The sequence below is a fragment of the Streptomyces sp. NPDC056738 genome, assembly GCF_042790435.1.
In the GTDB taxonomy this organism is placed as follows: domain Bacteria; phylum Actinomycetota; class Actinomycetes; order Streptomycetales; family Streptomycetaceae; genus Streptomyces.
On sequence record NZ_JBHTZF010000019.1, the window covers coordinates 18,610 to 37,416 of the forward strand.

Sequence of the window (18,807 nt, forward strand, 5' to 3'; positions counted from 1 at the left end):
GGTGTTGCCTCCGGCGAGATGGGGTCTCCCCTGGTCGAGCGAAGTCGAGAGCTTGGGGATGTTCCGAGGGAGAACGCTGAGGGGTACGTCGGTGCTGCTGCTGAGGGGTGTGCCGTCGGTCCGGCGGAGGTGGTGCTGTGGCAGCGCTGTGGTTGGCGCAGGAGGTTGCCTGTGACGCAGGCGTCCGGGCGCGCAGGCCATGGGGCTTGCGGGGACAGCCGGCGTACGAATGGTCTCTGCACGCCGGCCGCCCGGACACATTCAACGTATGGCACGCCGTGTCACCTGACAAGGCACGGAGTGCCAGAAGTTGCGCTCAGGTGAAATCTTTACGTAACACGTGAGCGATGATCGATCAGATCGGGCCGCAAAACACTCAAACCAGGGCACAAAAAACGCCGGACGCGCTCTAAGTGAGCGTGTCCGGCGCGTGGTCGGAGAAAGGGGCCGCCCTGGGGCGGCGGGTCGCTACGACCGTTCCTTGAGGGCCTGCTCGATGGTGCGCATCACCTGGTCCAGCGGGGCGTCGACACGGGCGACGGTCACCAGGACGTCCCCCTCGGTGAAGGACGACGCCGGTGCCGGTCGCGGCGCGGTCTCCCGTCCCGCGCCGATCCCGGTGCCGAAGGTCTTGCGGACGATGGCGAAGGCGTGGTCGAGCTGGGACTCCACGTCGCCCTGCCCGCCGGCCCGCAGCCACCGCCGCAGGACGTGGTTGTGGGCCGTGACCACGGCCGACGCGGCGACCTCCGCGAGCAGCGGATCGTCGTTGGCGTCGTCGTCGTGCGCGTGCTCGTCGAAGTGGCCGAGGAGATAGCGGGTGAAGAGCCGCTCGTAGCGGGCCACCGAGGCGATCTCGGCCTCGCGCAGCGTCGGCACCTCGCGCGTCAGCTTGTAGCGGGAGACGGAGATCTCCGGCTGGGCCGCGTACATCTTCATGACTTCCTTGATGCCGCGGCACACGGTGTCGAGCGGATGCTCGTGCGCGGGGGCCGCGTTGAGCACCGCCTCGGCCCGGATCAGGGTGTCGTCGTGGTCGGGGAAGATCGCCTCTTCCTTGGAGCGGAAGTGGCGGAAGAACGTCCGGCGGGCCACTCCGGCCTGCGCCGCGATCTCGTCGACGGTGGTCGCCTCGTACCCCTTGGCGGCGAACAGCTCCATGGCCGCGGCCGCCAGTTCCCGGCGCATCTTGAGGCGTTGGGCCGCCGCGCGACTGCCCGCGGCGCTCTCCGGCGCGTCGGGCGTGGCTGGTGTACGTGAGGACCTGGCGGGCTGGGACATGCCCCGAACGTACTGCATGTGCGCAGGAGAGCGCTCATGACCGGGGATCCCCCCGCCCGGGAAGGGCGGGGGGTGTCCGGCGTGGCCCAGCAGTCCGCCCCAGTCGGCGTCGTCCGCGAACCGGTCGCCCGGAACCTCAGCGGCGGGCATATTCGCGGAAGCCGCGGCCCGTCTTGCGGCCGAGGCAGCCCGCGGCCACCAGGTGCTCCAGAAGCGGGGCGGGGGCCAGTCCCGGGTCCCGGAACTCGCGGTGCAGGACCTTCTCGATGGCCAGCGAGACATCGAGCCCGACCACGTCGAGCAGTTCGAACGGCCCCATCGGGTAGCCGCCGCCCAGCTTCATCGCCGCGTCGATGTCGTCCAACGTGGCGTAGTGCTCCTGCACCATCTTGATCGCGTTGTTCAGGTACGGGAACAGCAGCGCGTTCACGATGAAGCCGGCCCGGTCGCCGCAGTCCACCGGGTGCTTGCGGATCTTCGCGCAGACCTCGCGCACGGTGGCGTGCACGTCGTCCGCGGTCAGCACGGTCCGCACGACCTCGACGAGCTTCATCGCCGGGGCCGGGTTGAAGAAGTGCATGCCGATGACGTCCTGCGGGCGCGAGGTGGCGCGGGCGCAGGCGACGACGGGCAGCGAGGAGGTGGTGGTGGCGAGGATCGCGCCGGGCTTGCAGACCTTGTCGAACGTGCCGAAGAGCTGCTGCTTGATCTCCAGGTCCTCGGCGACCGCCTCCAGGGCCAGGTCCACGTCGGCGAAGTCGTCGTAGCTGCCGGTCGGCGTGATCAGCTCCAGGGTCTTCGCCGCCGCCTCGGCCGTCATGCGGCCCTTGTCGACGGAACGGGAGAGCGACTTGCCGATGCGGGCCTTGGCGGTCTGCGCCTTCTCCTCCGTACGGGCGGCGAGGACGACCTCGTACCCGGCCTTGGCGAAGACCTCGGCGATGCCGGAGGCCATCGTGCCGGAGCCGGCGACACCCACCGAGCGGATCGTGCGGCCCTCCGCCAGGACGGAGCCCTCCAGCGGCGTCAGCGCGTCCCGCACGACGGCGTCGCTGCCCGGGGCCTCGTACGAGTAGAAGCCGCGGCCGGACTTGCGCCCGGTCAGGCCCGCCTCGCTGAGCTGCTTGAGGATGGGCGCGGGGGCGTGCAGCCGGTCGCGCGACTCGGAGTACATCGCCTCCAGGACGGTCCGCGCGGTGTCCACGCCGATCAGGTCGAGCAGCGCGAGCGGGCCCATGGGCAGTCCGCAGCCGAGCTTCATCGCCGCGTCGATGTCCTCGCGGGAGGCGTACTTCGCCTCGTACATCGCGGCGGCCTGGTTGAGGTAGCCGAAGAGCAGTCCGTCGGCGACGAAACCGGGGCGGTCGCCCACCGCGACCGGCTCCTTGCCGAGCTCCAGGGCCAGATCGGTCACCGCGGCCACGGCGGTCGGCGCGGTCAGCACCGAGGAGACGACCTCGACGAGCTTCATCGCGGGCGCCGGGTTGAAGAAGTGCAGACCGAGCACGCGCTCGGGGTGCGCCGAGTCGGCGGCGAGACGGGTCACGGACAGGGCGTTGGTGCCCGTCGCGAGGATCGCCTCACGGCGCACGATGCCGTCGAGCGCCCGGAAGACCTGCTGCTTGATGTCGTACGACTCCGGGGTCACCTCGATGACGAGGTCGGCGTCGGCCGCGGCCGCGAGGTCGGTGAAGGTGCGGAAGCGGGCGAGGGCGTCCGTGCGCTCCGCGTCGCTCAGGTGCTCGCGGCGCACGGCGCGGGCGGTGGAGGCTTCGAGGGTGGCCACGGCCTGGGCTGCGGCGGCTTCGCTGATGTCGATGCCGATCACGTCACGGCCGGCCCGGACCAGGACCTCGGCGATGCCGGTTCCCATGGTGCCGAGGCCGACGACGGCGACGGTCTTGAGCGGGGACAGAGGGGTGTCGGACAGGGGAGTGGCCATCGCGGGACTCCTGGGAGAGGTGACGACTGAGGAGCGCACGCGGGTACGCCGACAGGCGCACACCGTGCGGAGGTTGCGGGTGTTTCCGGGCTGACGAGCGCACACGCCCGGTGCCGTCCCGGGGGTGCCGACGAACGGGCGCCCACGGGCGGTGAAAGCCGACCGGCCCTGTCCCGGAGCCATGTCGTACTGAGAGGTACCTGAAGTACCGAACCGACTGCGCTCACGGTGGCTGCGTCACCAGGCCACCGAGAGGTGAGACACGAGTGGGTAACTCGCTCGTCTGAGCTTAACCCGCCGGTAACGAGCGCGCCAGCCCCCGACTTTGTGATGTACGTCCCCGCACGTCACCCGCTTGCCTAAGCTCGCCCCATGGACGAAGCGTTGCGATCGCTCACGGAGCGTCTGCGGACCGAGGCCGGGTCCGGCGCATCGGCGGCCTACGAACGTCTGGCCGGGACGGGGGATCCCGAGGTGCTCGCCGCGGCGCTGACCGAGCCGGGACAGCCGCTCTGGGCGCGGGAGTTGGTCGCCTTCCGGCTCGGCACGGCGGGGGACCGGCGGGCCTTCGAGGCACTCGTCCTGCTGCTCAACCACCGCGATCCGCAGCGCTGCGCGTCCGCCGCCCACGCCCTGGCCCGGCTCGGCGACCCGCGCACCGCCCGCGCCGCCGCGGCGCTGGCCACCAACGAGCTGCGGGTCGCGTACGCGCTCCAGCCGGTGCGGCTCCTGGTCGAACTGCGCGCGCCCGAGGCCGTACCCGCGCTGATCACGACCCTGGAGCGCAGGCTGCGCCCGCACGACCCCTACCGCAAGGTCGCCCTCGCCTGTGCGGAGGGCCTGGGCGTCCTCGGCGACGCGCGGGCCAGACGGGTCCTGAACGAGGCGCTGGCCCACCCGGCGCTCGCGGAGACGGCCGTGCGCGCGCTGGCCCGGCTGCCCGACGGGCAGGTCTAGGACCCTTCAGGGGCGGGCTCCGCCGGTGTCCGCGCCCGGGCGGGGCGGGTGCCGGTCAGTACACGCGCGTAGCGCACCTCGGGCACCGCGACCCCGGCCGCCTCGAAGGGTTCCTCGGCGCCGTCGGGGCCGAAGCCGGCTCTCTCGTAGAAGCGGCGGGCCGGGGCGTTCTCCTTGAGGACCCACAGCAGCATGCGCTCGCGCCCGGCCGCCGTGCAGCGCTCCACCGACTCCCGCAGCAGGGCGTGCCCGATCCCCTGGCCCAGCACATCCGGGTCTACGTAGATGGCGTACAACTCGACGTCCTGGGAACGGACTTCGTCGTCGCGGTGCGGTCCGTGGCAGGCCCAGCCGACCACGGATCCGGCGCGCTCCGCGACCAGGTTCACGACGGACCCGTCGCCCTGTTCGAGGCGGGCGCGCCGGCGTGCCGCGTCCTCGGTCACGCTGAGTCCGTCCAGGTACGACTGCGGGATCAGGCCCTTGTACGCGTGCTGCCAGCCGCGCACCCGGATCTCGGCCACGCGCGCGCAGTCGTCGAGGGTCATCTCGCGGACCCGGGGCCCGTCGGGGGCGAAGGCGGTCGTCGGCTCGTTCATGGTTCCATCGTGGACCACGGGTCCGACAGCGCCCCCGACGGGCCCCGGGCCGGGGAGGTTCAGCCCCGGTGACCGAGCATCCGGTGCAGGGTCGAGCCCTGGGACGAGGAGGACAGGGCCTTCGCGGCCAGCGGCTTGGGGTCGGGCAGCGCCTTGCACACCGCGTCGGCCTCGCCGCCGCCGCGCGGCACCTTGCCGTCGGTCAGATAGGCCGCGAGGTACTTGTCGAGGCAGGCGTTGCCGCTCAGCGTGATGCCGTGGTTGCCGCCGCCCTGCTCGACCACGAGGCTGGAGCCGCGCAACTGGTGATGGACGGTCACCCCTCCCTCGTAGGGAGTGGCCGCGTCGTCGGTCGCCTGGAACAGCAGCGTCGGAGGCAGCTTGCGGTTGGAGATGTCCACCGGCCGCAGCGAGTCCGTCGACCAGAACGCGCACGGCGCGTTGTACCAGGCGTTGTTCCAGGCCATGAACGGCGCCTTGTCGTACACCGCCCAGTTGTCCTTGCGCCACTGGCTCCAGTCGCGCGGCCAGGACGCGTCACGGCACTGGACCGCCGTGTAGACGCTGTAGCCGTTGTCGCCCGAGGCGTCGACGGCGCCGAAGTTCTCGTACGCCTCGACCAGCGCGTCCGACTTCTTGTCGTTCACGTAGGACGCGAACGCCTCGGCGAGGTAGGGCCAGTAGCCGTTGTAGTAGCCGCCCGGGATGAAGGTGTCCTCCAGCTCGGAGGCGCCCACCTTGTTCTCGGCGGGTTCCTTGGCGAGCGCCGCGCGCATCGCGTACCACTTGGTCTCGACGGCGGCCGGGTCGGTGCCGAGCTTGTAGACGGCGTCGTTCTTCGCGACCCACGCCAGGAACGCCAGGTGGCGGTCGTTGAAGGCGTAGTCCTGGCTGATGTTGTCGTCGTACCACACCCCGGTGGGGTCGACGATGGAGTCGAGGACCAGCCGGCGCACCCGCTGGGGGTAGAGCTTGGCGTACACGGCTCCCAGGTAGGTGCCGTACGAGTAGCCGAAGTAGTTGATCTTCTTGGCGCCGAGGGCGGCCCGGATCGCGTCCATGTCGCGGACCGCGCTCACCGTGTCGAGGTACGGCAGCAGGTTCTCGTACTTCTTCGCGCACGCCACGGCGAAGTTCCTCGCGCGGGCGAGGTTCGCCTTCTCGAGGGCCCGGGTGCTCGGGACGGTGTCGGGGCGGACGGGCTTGAAGTGTCCGGGCTCGCAGTCGAGGGCCGGCTTGCTCTTGCCGACACCGCGCGGGTCGAAGCCGATGACGTCGTACTGCGCCGCCACGGCCTCGGGCAGCGCGGAGGCGACGAAACCGGCCAGCGTGAGTCCGCTGCCACCGGGACCGCCCGGGTTCACCAGCAGCGGTCCCTGGTACGTCTTGGCGGTGTGCGGGACACGGGACAGGGCGAGGGTGATCCGCTCGCTGTAGGGGTTCGAGTGGTCCAGCGGCACCTTCACGGACGCGCACTGGAGCGTCGGATAGTCGCTGGTGCCGCACTTCTTCCAGACGGGCTCGGCGGTCCGGGTGGTGGGTGGCGCGGCGCCGCGGCCGGTGCTCGCGTCGGCGGGGATCGACGTGATCATCCCGGCCAGCACGACGGCCGCCCCGCACAGCGCGGCTGCGTGTTTCTTCACAAGGCCTCCCAGGACGGAGGAATCTGAGCCGTGCACGCCACGGCCTTCGCCGTATCGTGCCGGGCGGTGGTCCTGGAAGAACGTGTTCCGGCGAGACTCGACCCGATTGGATGGCCCGATGCGCTCGGATGCCGTCACGGGCCGTACCGGCGGCCCTTGGAGGAGGCGGTCGGGCGGGGGCACGCGACAGTGCGCCGTGACGGATCGTCATCGGCCCTCAGAGCAGGGTCAACTGCGTCGGTTCCGGGGTGACGGGAGCCGGGGTGTCCACGGGTCCGGGCGGGGTGATCCGGCGGGGCATTCCCGCGCGCGAGGGGCCGATGCCGTACTCCTGCGCCAGCTCGTGGACCTGACGGGTGATCCGGCGCTGGTACCACTTCGGGGCGTACGCGCCCTCCGCGTACAGCCGCTCGTACCGCCGTACGAGATGCGGGTGGTGGTGCTCCAGCCAGGCCATGAACCATTCGCGGGCGCCGGGCCGCAGATGCAGCACCAGAGGGGTCACCGAGGTGGCTCCCGAGGCGGCGATGGCCCGCACCGTGGCGCGGAGCTGGGCGGGGTGGTCGCCCAGGAAGGGGATGACGGGGGCCATGAGGACACCGCAGCCGATGCCGTTCTCCGTCAGGGCGCGGACGACGTCCAGGCGGCGCTCGGGGGCCGGTGTGCCCGGCTCCACGGTGCGCCACAGCTCGCCGTCCGTGAAGCCGACGGAGACCGAGATCCCGACGTCGGTGACCTCGGAGGCCTGCTTCAGCAGGTCGAGGTCGCGCAGGATGAGTGTGCCCTTCGTCAGGATCGAGAAGGGGTTCGCGTGGTCGCGCAGGGCCGCGATGATGCCCGGCATGAGCCGGTAGCGGCCCTCGGCGCGCTGGTAGCAGTCGACGTTGGTGCCCATGGCGATGTGCTCGCCGTGCCAGCGGCGCGAGGCGAGCTGGCGGCGCAGCAGTTCCGGAGCGTTGACCTTCACCACGATCTGCGAGTCGAAGCCGAGGCCGGTGTCGAGGTCCAGATAGCTGTGCGTCTTGCGGGCGAAACAGTAGACGCAGGCGTGTGAGCAGCCCCGATAGGGGTTGACGGTCCACTCGAACGGCATCCGGGAGGCCCCCGGCACCCGGTTCACGATCGACCGTGCCCGGATCTCGTGGAACGTGATCCCCCGGAACTCGGGCGTGTCGAACGTCCTCGTCGTGACCGCGTCCGCGCCGAACAGGGCGGCGTCCCGGGCGGGGCCCCCGGCGGGGTCCGCTGTCAGGTTCTCCCAGCGCATGGCGCCTCCTAGGTAGTACTGGACAGAGAATAGAACATATGTTCCCTTGATCGTGCGACCTGATTCCCGACGCGTTCCGCGCGCGCCCACGGGCACCCCGATTTGGGCGGCCGGGGCACCGGGTGGTTGGCTGGCCGCACATCCCGGGAACCAAGTGCTGGAGGAAGTGCCATGGCGCAGGTCGAGGCCACGACGGAGCGGGTCATCGCGGCGGACGCGGAGGCGGTGTTCGACGCCCTGGCCGACTACAGCGGCACGCGGCCGAAGCTGCTGTCCGAGCACTTCAGCGAGTACGAGGTCCGCGAGGGCGGCGACGGCGAGGGCACCCTCGTGCACTGGAAGCTCCAGGCCACCAGCAAGCGGGTCCGTGACTGCCTGCTGGAGGTGAGCGAGCCCACCGACGGCGAGCTCGTCGAGAAGGACCGCAACTCCTCCATGGTCACCACCTGGCGTGTCACCCCGGCCGGCGAGGGGAAGTCGCGCGTCGTGGTCACCAGCGTCTGGAACGGAGCGGGCGGCATCGGCGGCTTCTTCGAGCGGACCTTCGCGCCCAAGGGCCTCGGCCGCATCTACGACACCCTGCTCGCCAACCTCGCCACGCACACCGAGAAGTGAGCCCCGCCCTCCGGGGCGAAGCGGTTCCCGGAGGCTCAGGTACGGCCTCCGGGCGGCGACTTGACGGTCGAGACCGCCAAGAGGCCGCCCCCGAAAGCGGGTTGTGCCCTCACCGTTTCGGGTGGATCTCCCTCCCGTGCGGCGCTATGCCGTAACTCGTCACGCTTGCCGGAAGTTGTCGCGATTGGCGGCAATTGTGCGGCGGGCGCGACGAGGGGAGCGGACACATGGGCGGGATCACTTCGGTGCGGGACGAACCGGCCCTCGCACCCCCGCGCGACCCCGTTCCGCCCGCCGCCGAGCCCGTCGGGCCGACCCCGCGCCAGGTACGGCTGATCTTCTGCGGACTGATCCCGGCCCTGCTCCTCGCCGCGCTCGAGCAGATGATCGTGGCCACCGCGCTCCCGAGGATCGTCGGAGAACTGCACGGCCTCGACCGGATGTCCTGGGCGATCACCGCCTACCTGCTCACCTCCACCGTCGGACTCCCCGTCTACGGAAAACTCGGCGACCTCTACGGCCGCAAGGGCGTCTTCCAGTTCGCCATCGCGGTCTTCGTCATCGGCTCCGCGCTCGCCGGACGGGCCCGGACCATGGACCAGTTGATCGCCTTCCGCGCGGTCCAGGGCGTCGGTGCCGGCGGGCTCATGATCGGCGTGCAGGCGATCATCGCGGACATCGTGCCGCCGCGCCGCCGCGGCCGGTTCATGGGCCTCATCGGCGCAGCCTTCGGACTCGCCTCGGTCGCGGGACCCCTGCTCGGCGGCTACTTCACCGACCATCTGTCCTGGCGGTGGTGCTTCTACGTCAACGTGCCCTTCGGCCTGCTCACCCTGGCCGTCGTCACCGTCGTCCTCAAGCTGCCGAAGCCCGCCGTCCGCGGGCGGGTCGACGTCCTCGGCGTCCTCCTCCTCGCCGCCGCCTCAACCTGCCTCGTCCTGCTGACCAGTTGGGGCGGCACCCAGTACGCGTGGAACTCACGGACCGTCCTCGCGCTGGCGGCCGGCGCGGTCGCGACGACGGCGCTCTTCCTCGTCGTCGAGCATTTCGCGGTCGAACCCCTCATCCCGCTCAGGCTGTTCAGAGACCCCGTCTTCAACGTGACCGCGCTCGTCGGCCTGGTCGTCGGCGCCGCGCTCTTCGGCGCCGCCGGCTACCTCCCCACGTTCCTGCAGATGGCGGACGGCGCCGGCGCCACGGAGTCCGGGCTCCTGATGCTCCCCATGATGGGCGGCATCGTCGTCGCCTCCGTCGTCTCCGGGCAGATCGTCAGCCGCACCGGCCGCCACAAGGTGTTCCCGGTCCTCGGCTGCGCCCTCGCGGCCGTCGGCATGGGGCTCCTCTCCCGCCTCGACGCCGACACGCCCCGGCCGCAGTACAGCCTCTGGATGGCGGTCCTCGGCGTCGGCATCGGCATGGTGATGCCCGTGCTGGTGGTCGCCGTGCAGAACTCCGTACGGCCCGCCGACCTCGGCACCGCCACCAGCGCCAACACCTACTTCCGGCAGATCGGCGGCAGCGTCGGCGCCGCCGTCTTCGGCACCCTCTTCGCCCACCGGCTGGCCGACGCGCTCGCCCACCGCCTGCCCCCGCGCGCGGGGAGGGCGGCCCCGGACCCCGAGTCCATCACCCCGCAGGCCGTCCACGCGATGGCCGCCGCCCTGCGCGCCCCCTACATCGGCGCCTACGTCGAGGCGATGCCGAGGATCTTCCTCTACCTCGTCCCCGTCCTCGTCCTCGGCCTGCTCATCGCCTGCTTCCTCAAGGAGAGACCGCTGGTGTCCCACAACGCATCCGCCGCAGACCCGGCCGCCGCGCGGACGAACGACCGGATCCCCCAGGCCCGTTCGGGGTACGCCGCCGGGCTCCCCGTCTGCGGCACCGTGCAGCACCCCGACGGAACCGCCGTGGCACGCGCCGCGCTCACCCTCATCGACATCGGCGGACAGCAGATCGGCCGGGGCGCCAGCGCGGAGGACGGCCGGTACGCGCTGTCCACGCCCGGGGCGGGCTCGTACGTGCTGATCGCCGCGGCAGGCGGGCACCAGCCGCAGGCCGTCTCGGTCACGGTCGGCGAGCGGCCGGTCGAGCTCGACGTCGTGCTGGGCGGCGCCGGACGGCTCACCGGCAGCGTCCTGACCGCGGACGGCACCCCCGTGCGCGAGGCCACCGTCACCCTCACCAACGTCCACGGCGAGGTGGTCGCCACCACCCGCAGCGGACGCGAGGGCGGCTACGTCATCACGGAACTGGTGGCCGGCGAGTACACCCTCGCCGCCGGCGCGCCCGCGTTCCGGCCCGCGGCCCTCCCGGTGACCGTCCACGCGGCCCACGAGACCCGCCAGGACGTCGAACTCGCCGGTGGCGCCGTGCTGCGCGGTACCGTCCGGGCGGGCGGGGGACGGCCCGTGGAGGACGCGCGCGTGACCCTGCTGGACGCCGCGGGCAACGTCGTCGACACCCTCACCACCGGCCCGGACGGGACGTTCCGGTTCATCGACCTGTCGTCCGGCGAGTACACCGTCATCGCGGCCGGCTACCCGCCCGTGGCCACCGTGCTCCAGGTCGCCGGAGGCGGCCGCACGGAGCACGACCTGCTGGTGGGACACGAGGACTGACGCGCGCCCCCGCCCGCCGGCCGGGCCCGACAGGCGCCCGGGCGGGCACCCCGCGCGCCGGAGCCGCCGCCGCCGACGCCAATTCCCGCGTTGTCGCACATCGCGACGAGCCGCCGCCGTACGGTGGTGGAGGCCGACCAGATCATGCGGAGCCGTGGGGAGAGAGGGCCTGGGCCATGGACCGTGGCACCGAAGCGGGCGCGACTCCCGGCCCCGGAGCCGGGAACGGCGTGGCGGAGCACGCCGACGCCGGACGCATCCCGCTGGCCGTGGTGGTCGTGGACCGCGACGGACTCGTCTCGCACTGGAGCAGCGGAGCACGACGCCTTTTCGGCGCCCCCAAGGAAGAGGCACTGGGCCGCCACGCGGCGGACCTGCTCCCGGTCTCCGGGGCGCTCCCCGAGGACGCGGGCGCGACTCCCCTGGGGAGCCGCGCCACGTACGACGGACTCGGGCCCGGCCTGGAGTCCTCCCTGGACGGGCATCTCTCCTATCCCGCCGCCGGACGCGCCCGGCTCACCACGGCCCGTCCCGAGCGGATCGACGTCCTGTGGTGGGCCTACCCGCTGGTGGGCCCCGGCCCGGAGCGGCTGCTCGTGCTCGCCGCGGACGCGGCCGCCATGCGGCACGAGGACGACGACGTCTCCTTCGAGCGCATCGCACCGGGCTTCGCGCTGCACACGGACTTCCCCGGTGCCGAGGAACTGGCCCGCCGGCTCCCCGACATCCTGCCCAGCATGAGCGTCGGCGAAAGCGCCCGCATCGTCTCCCAGGTGCTCGAACTGGGCTATCCCGTCCTGGAGTTCAGCCAGAACGACCGGGTTCCCGTCACCCCCGACTGGGGCGTGCCCCGGCGCGCGGAGCGCAGGGCGCGCCGCGAGCGGGCCGTCCGGGCCGCGGCCTCCGGAGCGCCCCTGCCGCAGGACCTCCCGGACGACGAGGGCGAGGACCTCGAGTACGTGGCGGTGCGGGAGCGCCTGGAGTTCCTGAACGAGGTCAGCGGGCGCATCGGCACCTCCCTCGACCTGTCGCGGACCATCGTGGAGGTCAGCCGGGCCGTCGTGCCGCGCTTCACGGACGTGGCGGGCACCTATCTGCGCGAGCAGGTCGTCGCCGGTGAGGGCTTCCCCGAAGGCGTCCCCGACACCACCACCATGTGGCACCGGGTCGCCCTGGAGCACACGGACGAGCCGGGCCGCTGGGACGACGTCGTGCCGGTCGGCGAGGCCATGCCCTTCCCGGCGCACACACCCTTCTTCCAGTGCATGACCACCGGCGAGCCCGTCCTCGTGCCGCGCATCAGCGAGCAGATGGGCCACATGATCGCCGCGCAGTTCGAGAAGCGCGACATCAGGCCGCTCATCACCGGCCGCTCCATGCTCGTCGTGCCCCTCAAGGCCCGGCAGGTGGTGCTCGGGTTCATGATCCTGCTCCGGCACCCCGAGCGGGTCGAGTTCAACGACATGGACCGGGTCACCGGCGCCGAACTCGCCGCCCGCGCGGGCCTGGTGCTCGACAACGCGCGCATGTACACCTATCAGGAGAGCGTCGCCGAGACCCTCCAGGACAGCATGCTGCCGACCATCGAACCCCGCATGGCGGGCTGCGACATCGCCACCCGCTATCTGCCGGGAACGCTCCTCGGGCGGGTCGGCGGCGACTGGTTCGACTCGGTGAAGCTGCCCGGCTCGCGCACCGCCCTGGTGGTCGGGGACGTCATGGGCCACGGCCTCAACTCCGCCGCGATGATGGGCCAGTTGCGCACCGCCGTGCAGACCATGGCCGCGCTCGACCTGCCGCCCGCCCAGCTCCTGCGCAACCTGGACGACCTCGCCCAGCGCCTCGGCGACACCTACCTCGCGACCTGCCTGTACGCCGTCTACGACCCGATCGCCGGGATGCTGCACCTCGCCAACGCGGGCCACATCCCGCCGGTCCTGGTCCGCGCCGCGGACGGCCGCAGCGAGCTGCTCGACCTGCCGACCGGGGCGCCCATCGGCGTCGGCGGAGTGCCCTTCGAAGCGGTCCGCGTCCGGGTGCGGCCCGGGGACCGGCTCGTGATGTGCACCGACGGACTGGTCGAGGTGCGCGGCGAGGACATCGGTGTCGGCCTGGCCACCCTGTGCGAATCGGCCGCCCACCCGGCCGCCTCCATGGACCAGGCCTGCGACACCATCATCAGGGCCCTCAACACCCGCGGCGGACGCAAGGACGACGTCGCCCTGCTGATGGCCCGGCTCAACGGCATCGGGCCCGAGGCCGTCGCCGAATGGCGCCTGGCGCTCGACCCGGCGGAGGCCGGCCGAGCGCGCGCCGTGGTGCGCGAACAGCTCCGCGAGTGGGGGCTGACGGCTCTCGCCGACAACGCCGAGCTGATGGTCGGAGAGCTCGTCACCAACGCCGTACGGCACGCGCACAGCCGCCGGATCGAGCTGCGGCTCGTCCGCGGCGACACCCTGCTGTGCGAGGTGGACGACGACGACCACACGCTCCCGATCCTGCTCAGCGCCGGTCCGGGCGACGAGTTCGGACGCGGACTGCGGCTCGTCAGCGCGCTGTCCCGCGAGTGGGGCGCCAGCCGCACCGGCGCGGGCAAGACCGTGTGGTTCGAACTGACGCTCCCGCGCGGCTGATCCGTTCCCGCCGCCTCCCGCACGCCGGCGCGGTTCCGGTGGGCGAAGGGGTACGGGGTTCGAATGAGCGGTGAAGGAATGCGCCGGCGGCTTGTCGGCGCACGCCCGGCGCGGTAGACCGATCAGGCCCGCCGGGTGCCGGCGGGCGCGGTCGCGACCCCGGGGAGCGGGCATGAGCGTGAGCAGTCGGTACAGGGGGGCCTGGGAGGGCTTCTGGCGCGAGGCCCCCGGCGGGCAGGGCGGAGTCCTCTGGGACGCCGAGCCGGCGCTCACCGCCGCGGTCCACCTCGCCCACTTCGAGCCCCATCTGACCGCGCCGGACCTGCCCCTGGTGGACCTCGGCTGCGGCAACGGCACCCAGACCCGCTTCCTGTCCGACCGGTTCCCGCAGGTCGTCGGCACCGACCTCGTGCCCGCGGCGCTCGACCACGCCCGCGACGCGGATCCGGCTGGCCGGGCCCGCTACCGGCTGCTCGACGCGGCGGACAAGGCCGAGACCGAGGCGCTGCACGCGGAGCTCGGCGACGCCAACGTCTACATGCGGGGCGTGCTCCACCAGTCGGAGCCCGACGACCGGCAGCCGCTCGCGGACGGCCTGGCCGTCCTCGCGGGCGACCGGGGCCGGGTGTTCCTGGTCGAGCTCGCCGAGGCCGCCGGTCCGATCCTGCGCGCCCTCGCCCGGAGCGAGGACGGTCCTCCGGCCAAACTGGCCCCGGTGTTCCGGCACGGCATCGCCCCGGGCGAGGTCGAGGACGCCGCGGTCCCCGAGCATCTGCGCCAGGCCGGCCTCACCGTCCTCGCGAGCGGTGAGCTCCCGCTCTTCACGACCGAGCACACGCCCGACGGCACCCTCATCGAACTTCCGTCGCGGTGGCTGGTGGCCGGACGCCCCGGGTGACACGCCGGCCCGGACCGGCAGGAGTTGTCCACAGGCTCTGCCGGGTCCGGGCCGAAGCGCGTACGGTTTCGGCATGAAGATCCTCATCAGCGCCGACATGGAAGGCGCCACGGGTGTGACCTGGCCGGCCGACGTGTTGCCGGGGACTCCCCAGTGGGAGCGCTGCCGCGCGCTGTTCACCTCGGACGTGAACGCCGCGGTGCTCGGCTTCTTCGACGGCGGCGCCGACGAGGTGCTGATCAACGAAGCCCACTGGACCATGCGGAACCTGCTGCTGGAGCGGCTCGACGAGAGAGCGGAGATGCTCACCGGGCGGCACAAGGCGCTGTCCATGGTCGAGGGCGTCCAGCACGGGGACGTGGACGGCATCGCGTTCGTCGGCTACCACGCGGGCGCGGGCATGGAGGGCGTCCTCGCCCACACCTATCTGGCGAACTCCATCACGGGTGTGTGGGTCGACGACGTACGGGCCAGCGAAGGCCTGCTGAACGCGCGCGTCGTCGCCGAGTACGGCGTGCCGGTCGTCCTGGTCACCGGCGACGACGTGGCCTGCGAGGACGCCCTGGGGTACGCGCCGGAGGCACTGAAGGTCGCCGTGAAGGACCATGTCTCGCGGTACGCGGCCGTGTGCCGCACCCCGGCCAGGACCGCGGCGGACATCCGGGCCGCGGCCAAGGAGGCGGCCGCCCTCGCGGTGCGGCACGAGCCGGTCGCCGGCGGGCCGTTCACGATCGCCCTGGAGTTCGACGCCGAGCATCTGGCCATGGCGGCCACCGTCGTCCCCGGGGTCGGCCGTGTCGGTGAGCGCAAGATCGCGTACACCAGCGACACGATGTACGAGGGGATTCGGACCTTCAAGGCGGTCACCACGATCGTCTCGGCCGCGGTGGAGGAGCAGTATGGCTGACGAACGGGCACTGGACGAGGTCGTCCGGTTCACCTCGGACCTCATCCGCGTCGACACCACCAACCGCGGCGGCGGGGACTGCCAGGAGCGCCCGGCCGCCGAGTACGCGGCCGCGCGGCTGGCCGAGGCGGGCCTGGAGCCCACGCTCCTGGAGCGCACCAAGGGGCGTACGAACGTCGTGGCCCGGCTGGAGGGCACCGACCCGTCCGCCGACGCCCTGCTCGTCCACGGTCATCTGGACGTCGTGCCGGCCCAGGCCGAGGACTGGAGCGTCCACCCGTTCTCCGGAGAGATCCGCGACGGCGTCGTCTGGGGACGCGGCGCGGTCGACATGAAGAACATGGACGCGATGATCCTCGCCGTCGTCCGCTCCTGGGCGCGCGAAGGGGTACGGCCCCGCCGCGACCTGGTCATCGCCTTCACCGCGGACGAGGAGGCGAGCGCCGAGGACGGCTCGGGCTTCCTGGCCGACGAGCACCCCGGCCTCTTCGAGGGGTGCACGGAAGGCATCAGCGAGTCGGGGGCGTTCACCTTCCACGACGGCAGCGGACGGCAGCTCTATCCGATCGCCGCGGGGGAGCGCGGCACCGGCTGGCTCAAGCTCACCGCGCGGGGACGGGCGGGACACGGCTCCAAGGTGAACCGGAGCAACGCGGTGACCCGGCTGGCCGCGGCGGTCACCCGCATCGGCGCCCACGAGTGGCCGCTGCGCGTCACCCCGACCGTGCGGGCCGCCCTGACCGAACTCGCCGCCCTGTACGGCGTGGACGGCGGCCTGGACGACGTGGACGCCCTCCTGAGCAAGCTCGGACCGGCCGCGGCGCTGGTGGAGGCGACCGTCCGCAACAGCGCCAACCCGACGATGCTGAGCGCCGGTTACAAGATCAACGTGATCCCCGGGGAGGCCGTCGCCTACGTGGACGGCCGCTATCTGCCGGGCGGCGAGGACGAGTTCCGCACGACCATGGACCGGCTCACCGGACCGGACGTGGAGTGGGAGTTCCATCACCACGAGGTGGCGCTCCAGGCGCCGCTGGACACGCCGACGTACGCGCGGATGCGGGCGGCCGTCGAGGAGTTCGCACCCGAGGGCCATGTCGTCCCCTACTGCATGTCGGGCGGCACGGACGCCAAGCAGTTCTCCCGCCTCGGCATCACCGGCTACGGCTTCACGCCGCTCAAGCTCCCCGAGGGCTTCGACTACCAGGCGATGTTCCACGGAGTCGACGAGCGCGTCCCGGTCGAGGCGCTCCACTTCGGCGTCCGCGTCCTCGACCGCTTCCTGCGCACGGCCTAGGGGGACGAGATGCAGACCACGCCATACGGCTCATGGCCCTCGCCGATCGACGCGCGTCTCGCCGCGGCGCACGACGGCCATCCCGAGTTCGTCGGTTTCGTCGGCGACGAGGCCTGGTGGACCGAGCCCCGGCCGGCCGAGGGCGGGCGGCGCACACTCGTGCGGCGGACGGCGGACGGCACCGAGGAGGCGGTCCTCCCCGCCCCGTGGAACGTCCGCAGCCGCGTCATGGAGTACGGCGGCAGCCCCTGGGCGGGGGTCATGGGCCCCGAAGGCCCGCTCGTCGTCTTCGTCGACTTCGCCGACCAGCGCCTCTACCACTGGGAACCCGGGAGCGAACCGCGCCCGCTGACACCTCTCTCGCCGGTGGGAGGCGGACTGCGCTGGGTGGACCCGCAGTTGCGCCCCGAGCTCGGTGAGGTCTGGTGCGTCATGGAGGAGTTCACCGGCGGCGGAGCCACCGACGTGCGCCGGGCCCTCGTCGCGGTGCCGCTGGACGGATCGGCGGCGCGGGACCGGGCCGCCGTGCGTGAGCTGTCCGACGGGCGGCACCGGTTCGTCACCGGCCCCCGGCTCTCCCCGGACGGCCGGCAGGCGGTCTGGCTCGCCTGGGACCACCCCCGGATGCCGTGGGACGGCACCGAGGTGATCCTCGCGGACGTCACCGAGGACGCCACGCTGTCCGCCCCGCGGCCCGTCGCGGGCGGCCCGGAGGAGTCCGTCGCCCAGGCCGACTGGGCGGCCGACGGCACGCTCCTGTTCGTCAGCGACCGCAGCGGCTGGTGGAACCTCCACCGCCTGTGCGCGGACGGCGAGGCGGTCGCCGTCTGTCCGCGCGAGGAGGAGTTCGGGGGACCGCTCTGGAAGGTCGGCCTCCGGTGGTTCGCACCGCTGGAGAGCGGACTGGTCGCCGTCGTGCACGGACGGGGCACCACCGCGCTCGGGATCCTGGACCCCGAGACCGGCGAAGTCGTCGACGCGGCCGGACCCTGGACCGAGTTCTCGCCGACGCTCGCGGTGCACGGCAGCAGGGTCGTCGGTGTGGGAGCCAGCCCCCGCAGCGCCCACGAGGTCGTCGAACTGGACGCCCGCACCGGGCGGGCCCGGGTGATCGGCGCCGCGCACGACGACCCGGTCGACCCGGCCTACTACCCGGAACCCCAGATGCGCACCTTCGTCGGCCCCGCCGGCCGCGAGGTCCACGCGCACATCTACCCGCCGCACCACCCCGGCCATGTGGGCCGCGCCGACGAACTCCCGCCGTACGTCATATGGGTCCACGGCGGCCCCACCAGCAGGTCGCCCCTGGTGCTCGACCTGGAGATCGCCTACTTCACCTCCCGCGGCATCGGGGTGGCCGAGGTCAACTACGGCGGATCGACCGGCCACGGACGGGAGTACCGCAACCTGCTGCGGGAGCAGTGGGGTGTCGTCGACGTCGAGGACTGCGCGGCCGTCGCGCTCGCCCTCGCCGAGGAGGGCACCGCCGACGGGCGGCGGCTCGCCGTTCGCGGCGGCAGCGCGGGCGGCTGGACCACGGCCGCCTCGCTGGCCACCACCGACGTCTACGCCTGCGGCACGATCCTCTACCCCGTGATCGACCTCACCGAATGGGCCTCGGGGGAGACCCACGACTTCGAGTCGCAGTACCTGGAATCGCTAGTCGGCCCGATCGCCGAGGTACCGGCCCGGTACACCGAGCGGTCGCCGTCCACGCACGCCGACAAGATCACCGCGCCCTTCCTGCTGCTCCAGGGGCTCGAGGACGCCGTCTGCCCGCCCGTGCAGTGCGAGCGGTTCCTGGCCAGGCTGGAGGAGCAGGGCCGCCGGGTCCCGCACGCCTACATCGCCTTCGAGGGTGAGGGCCACGGTTTCCGCCGCGCGGAGACGATGGTGCGCGCCCTGGAGTCCGAACTCTCCCTGTACGCCCAGGTCCTCGGGCTGGACCCGCCCGGCATCCCCACCCTGGAGCTGTCCAAGTGAGGCGGCCCGGCAACCGGAGACACAGGAACCCGAGGGACCTGAACGCCGGCACCCGACACCTGGATCGCGACACCGGCACCTGAACCCCTGAATCCGAGCTGTCGGTCCTGAAAACCGGCACATGAACGACCCGCACATGAACGACCCGCACATGGACCACCGGCACA

At 72.3% G+C, this 18,807-nt stretch carries 13 protein-coding genes; 8 read left to right on the forward strand and 5 right to left on the reverse strand.

Features of this window, described 5'->3' with window-relative positions; genetic code table 11:
• Nucleotides 1-468: 468 nt before the first annotated feature.
• Both ACFRIC_RS36160 and ACFRIC_RS36165 read right to left on the reverse strand, forming a co-directional pair.
• Nucleotides 469-1,281: a TetR family transcriptional regulator gene (locus ACFRIC_RS36160; RefSeq protein WP_382795174.1), complete on the reverse strand. Its 813-nt coding sequence runs from the start codon at nt 1,279-1,281 to the stop codon at nt 469-471.
• 136 nt (nt 1,282-1,417) lie between these two features.
• Nucleotides 1,418-3,223 (reverse strand): 3-hydroxyacyl-CoA dehydrogenase family protein, encoded by a 1,806-nt coding sequence (locus ACFRIC_RS36165; protein WP_382795177.1) that lies wholly within the window; start codon nt 3,221-3,223, stop codon nt 1,418-1,420.
• Nucleotides 3,224-3,595: 372 nt separating this feature from the next.
• On the opposite strand from ACFRIC_RS36165, the gene ACFRIC_RS36170 reads away from it, so the two are divergent.
• On the forward strand, nt 3,596-4,180 hold the full coding sequence (locus ACFRIC_RS36170; RefSeq protein WP_382795180.1) for an adenylosuccinate lyase: 585 nt from the start codon (nt 3,596-3,598) through the stop codon (nt 4,178-4,180).
• Here ACFRIC_RS36170 and ACFRIC_RS36175 read toward each other — a convergent pair.
• From ACFRIC_RS36175 to ACFRIC_RS36185, 3 genes are all read right to left on the reverse strand, one after another.
• Nucleotides 4,177-4,779 carry a GNAT family N-acetyltransferase gene (locus tag ACFRIC_RS36175; protein ID WP_382795183.1) on the reverse strand — a complete coding sequence of 201 codons (603 nt, stop codon included), beginning with the start codon at nt 4,777-4,779 and terminating at the stop codon, nt 4,177-4,179. The genes ACFRIC_RS36170 and ACFRIC_RS36175 overlap by 4 nt on opposite strands.
• Before the next feature lie 59 nt (nt 4,780-4,838).
• The gene (locus ACFRIC_RS36180) at nt 4,839-6,422 is read right to left on the reverse strand and encodes an alpha/beta hydrolase (protein WP_382795185.1); all 1,584 of its coding nucleotides are present in this window, start codon (nt 6,420-6,422) and stop codon (nt 4,839-4,841) included.
• 217 nt (nt 6,423-6,639) lie between these two features.
• Nucleotides 6,640-7,689, reverse strand: a complete 1,050-nt coding sequence (locus ACFRIC_RS36185; RefSeq protein ID WP_382795188.1) for an Rv2578c family radical SAM protein — start codon at nt 7,687-7,689, stop codon at nt 6,640-6,642.
• Between the two features lie 171 nt (nt 7,690-7,860).
• On the opposite strand from ACFRIC_RS36185, the gene ACFRIC_RS36190 reads away from it, so the two are divergent.
• From ACFRIC_RS36190 to ACFRIC_RS36220, 7 genes are all read left to right on the forward strand, one after another.
• Nucleotides 7,861-8,304, forward strand: coding sequence for an SRPBCC family protein (locus tag ACFRIC_RS36190; protein ID WP_382795191.1), 444 nt, complete (start codon nt 7,861-7,863; stop codon nt 8,302-8,304).
• 227 nt (nt 8,305-8,531) lie between these two features.
• A complete protein-coding gene (locus ACFRIC_RS36195) occupies nt 8,532-10,922 on the forward strand; it encodes an MFS transporter (protein WP_382795194.1) in 2,391 nt (796 codons plus the stop codon).
• Nucleotides 10,923-11,098: 176 nt separating this feature from the next.
• Nucleotides 11,099-13,555: a SpoIIE family protein phosphatase gene (locus ACFRIC_RS36200; RefSeq protein ID WP_382795197.1), complete on the forward strand. Its 2,457-nt coding sequence runs from the start codon at nt 11,099-11,101 to the stop codon at nt 13,553-13,555.
• 172 nt (nt 13,556-13,727) lie between these two features.
• The gene (locus ACFRIC_RS36205; RefSeq protein WP_382795200.1) at nt 13,728-14,453 is read left to right on the forward strand and encodes a class I SAM-dependent methyltransferase; all 726 of its coding nucleotides are present in this window, start codon (nt 13,728-13,730) and stop codon (nt 14,451-14,453) included.
• A gap of 73 nt (nt 14,454-14,526) precedes the next feature.
• Complete coding sequence (locus ACFRIC_RS36210; protein ID WP_382795202.1) at nt 14,527-15,360, forward strand: M55 family metallopeptidase; 834 nt, start codon at nt 14,527-14,529, stop codon at nt 15,358-15,360.
• Nucleotides 15,353-16,657 (forward strand): M20/M25/M40 family metallo-hydrolase, encoded by a 1,305-nt coding sequence (locus tag ACFRIC_RS36215; protein ID WP_382795205.1) that lies wholly within the window; start codon nt 15,353-15,355, stop codon nt 16,655-16,657. Before ACFRIC_RS36210 ends, ACFRIC_RS36215 begins: the two co-directional genes overlap by 8 nt.
• Nucleotides 16,658-16,666: 9 nt before the next feature.
• Complete coding sequence (locus ACFRIC_RS36220) at nt 16,667-18,640, forward strand: LpqB family beta-propeller domain-containing protein (protein WP_382795208.1); 1,974 nt, start codon at nt 16,667-16,669, stop codon at nt 18,638-18,640.
• Nucleotides 18,641-18,807: the final 167 nt, after the last annotated feature.

What these genes read in the sequence shown, in the direction of transcription:
- ACFRIC_RS36185 (WP_382795188.1), bottom strand. Translation starts at nt 7,689, where the DNA reads ATGCGCTGGGAGAACCTGACAGCGGACCCCGCCGGGGGCCCCGCCCGG.
- ACFRIC_RS36220 (WP_382795208.1), top strand. Translation starts at nt 16,667, where the DNA reads ATGCAGACCACGCCATACGGCTCATGGCCCTCGCCGATCGACGCGCGT.
- ACFRIC_RS36165 (WP_382795177.1), bottom strand. Translation starts at nt 3,223, where the DNA reads ATGGCCACTCCCCTGTCCGACACCCCTCTGTCCCCGCTCAAGACCGTC.
- ACFRIC_RS36200 (WP_382795197.1), top strand. Translation starts at nt 11,099, where the DNA reads ATGGACCGTGGCACCGAAGCGGGCGCGACTCCCGGCCCCGGAGCCGGG.
- ACFRIC_RS36210 (WP_382795202.1), top strand. Translation starts at nt 14,527, where the DNA reads ATGAAGATCCTCATCAGCGCCGACATGGAAGGCGCCACGGGTGTGACC.
- ACFRIC_RS36175 (WP_382795183.1), bottom strand. Translation starts at nt 4,779, where the DNA reads ATGAACGAGCCGACGACCGCCTTCGCCCCCGACGGGCCCCGGGTCCGC.
- ACFRIC_RS36170 (WP_382795180.1), top strand. Translation starts at nt 3,596, where the DNA reads ATGGACGAAGCGTTGCGATCGCTCACGGAGCGTCTGCGGACCGAGGCC.
- ACFRIC_RS36160 (WP_382795174.1), bottom strand. Translation starts at nt 1,281, where the DNA reads ATGTCCCAGCCCGCCAGGTCCTCACGTACACCAGCCACGCCCGACGCG.
- ACFRIC_RS36190 (WP_382795191.1), top strand. Translation starts at nt 7,861, where the DNA reads ATGGCGCAGGTCGAGGCCACGACGGAGCGGGTCATCGCGGCGGACGCG.
- ACFRIC_RS36215 (WP_382795205.1), top strand. Translation starts at nt 15,353, where the DNA reads ATGGCTGACGAACGGGCACTGGACGAGGTCGTCCGGTTCACCTCGGAC.
- ACFRIC_RS36195 (WP_382795194.1), top strand. Translation starts at nt 8,532, where the DNA reads ATGGGCGGGATCACTTCGGTGCGGGACGAACCGGCCCTCGCACCCCCG.
- ACFRIC_RS36205 (WP_382795200.1), top strand. Translation starts at nt 13,728, where the DNA reads ATGAGCGTGAGCAGTCGGTACAGGGGGGCCTGGGAGGGCTTCTGGCGC.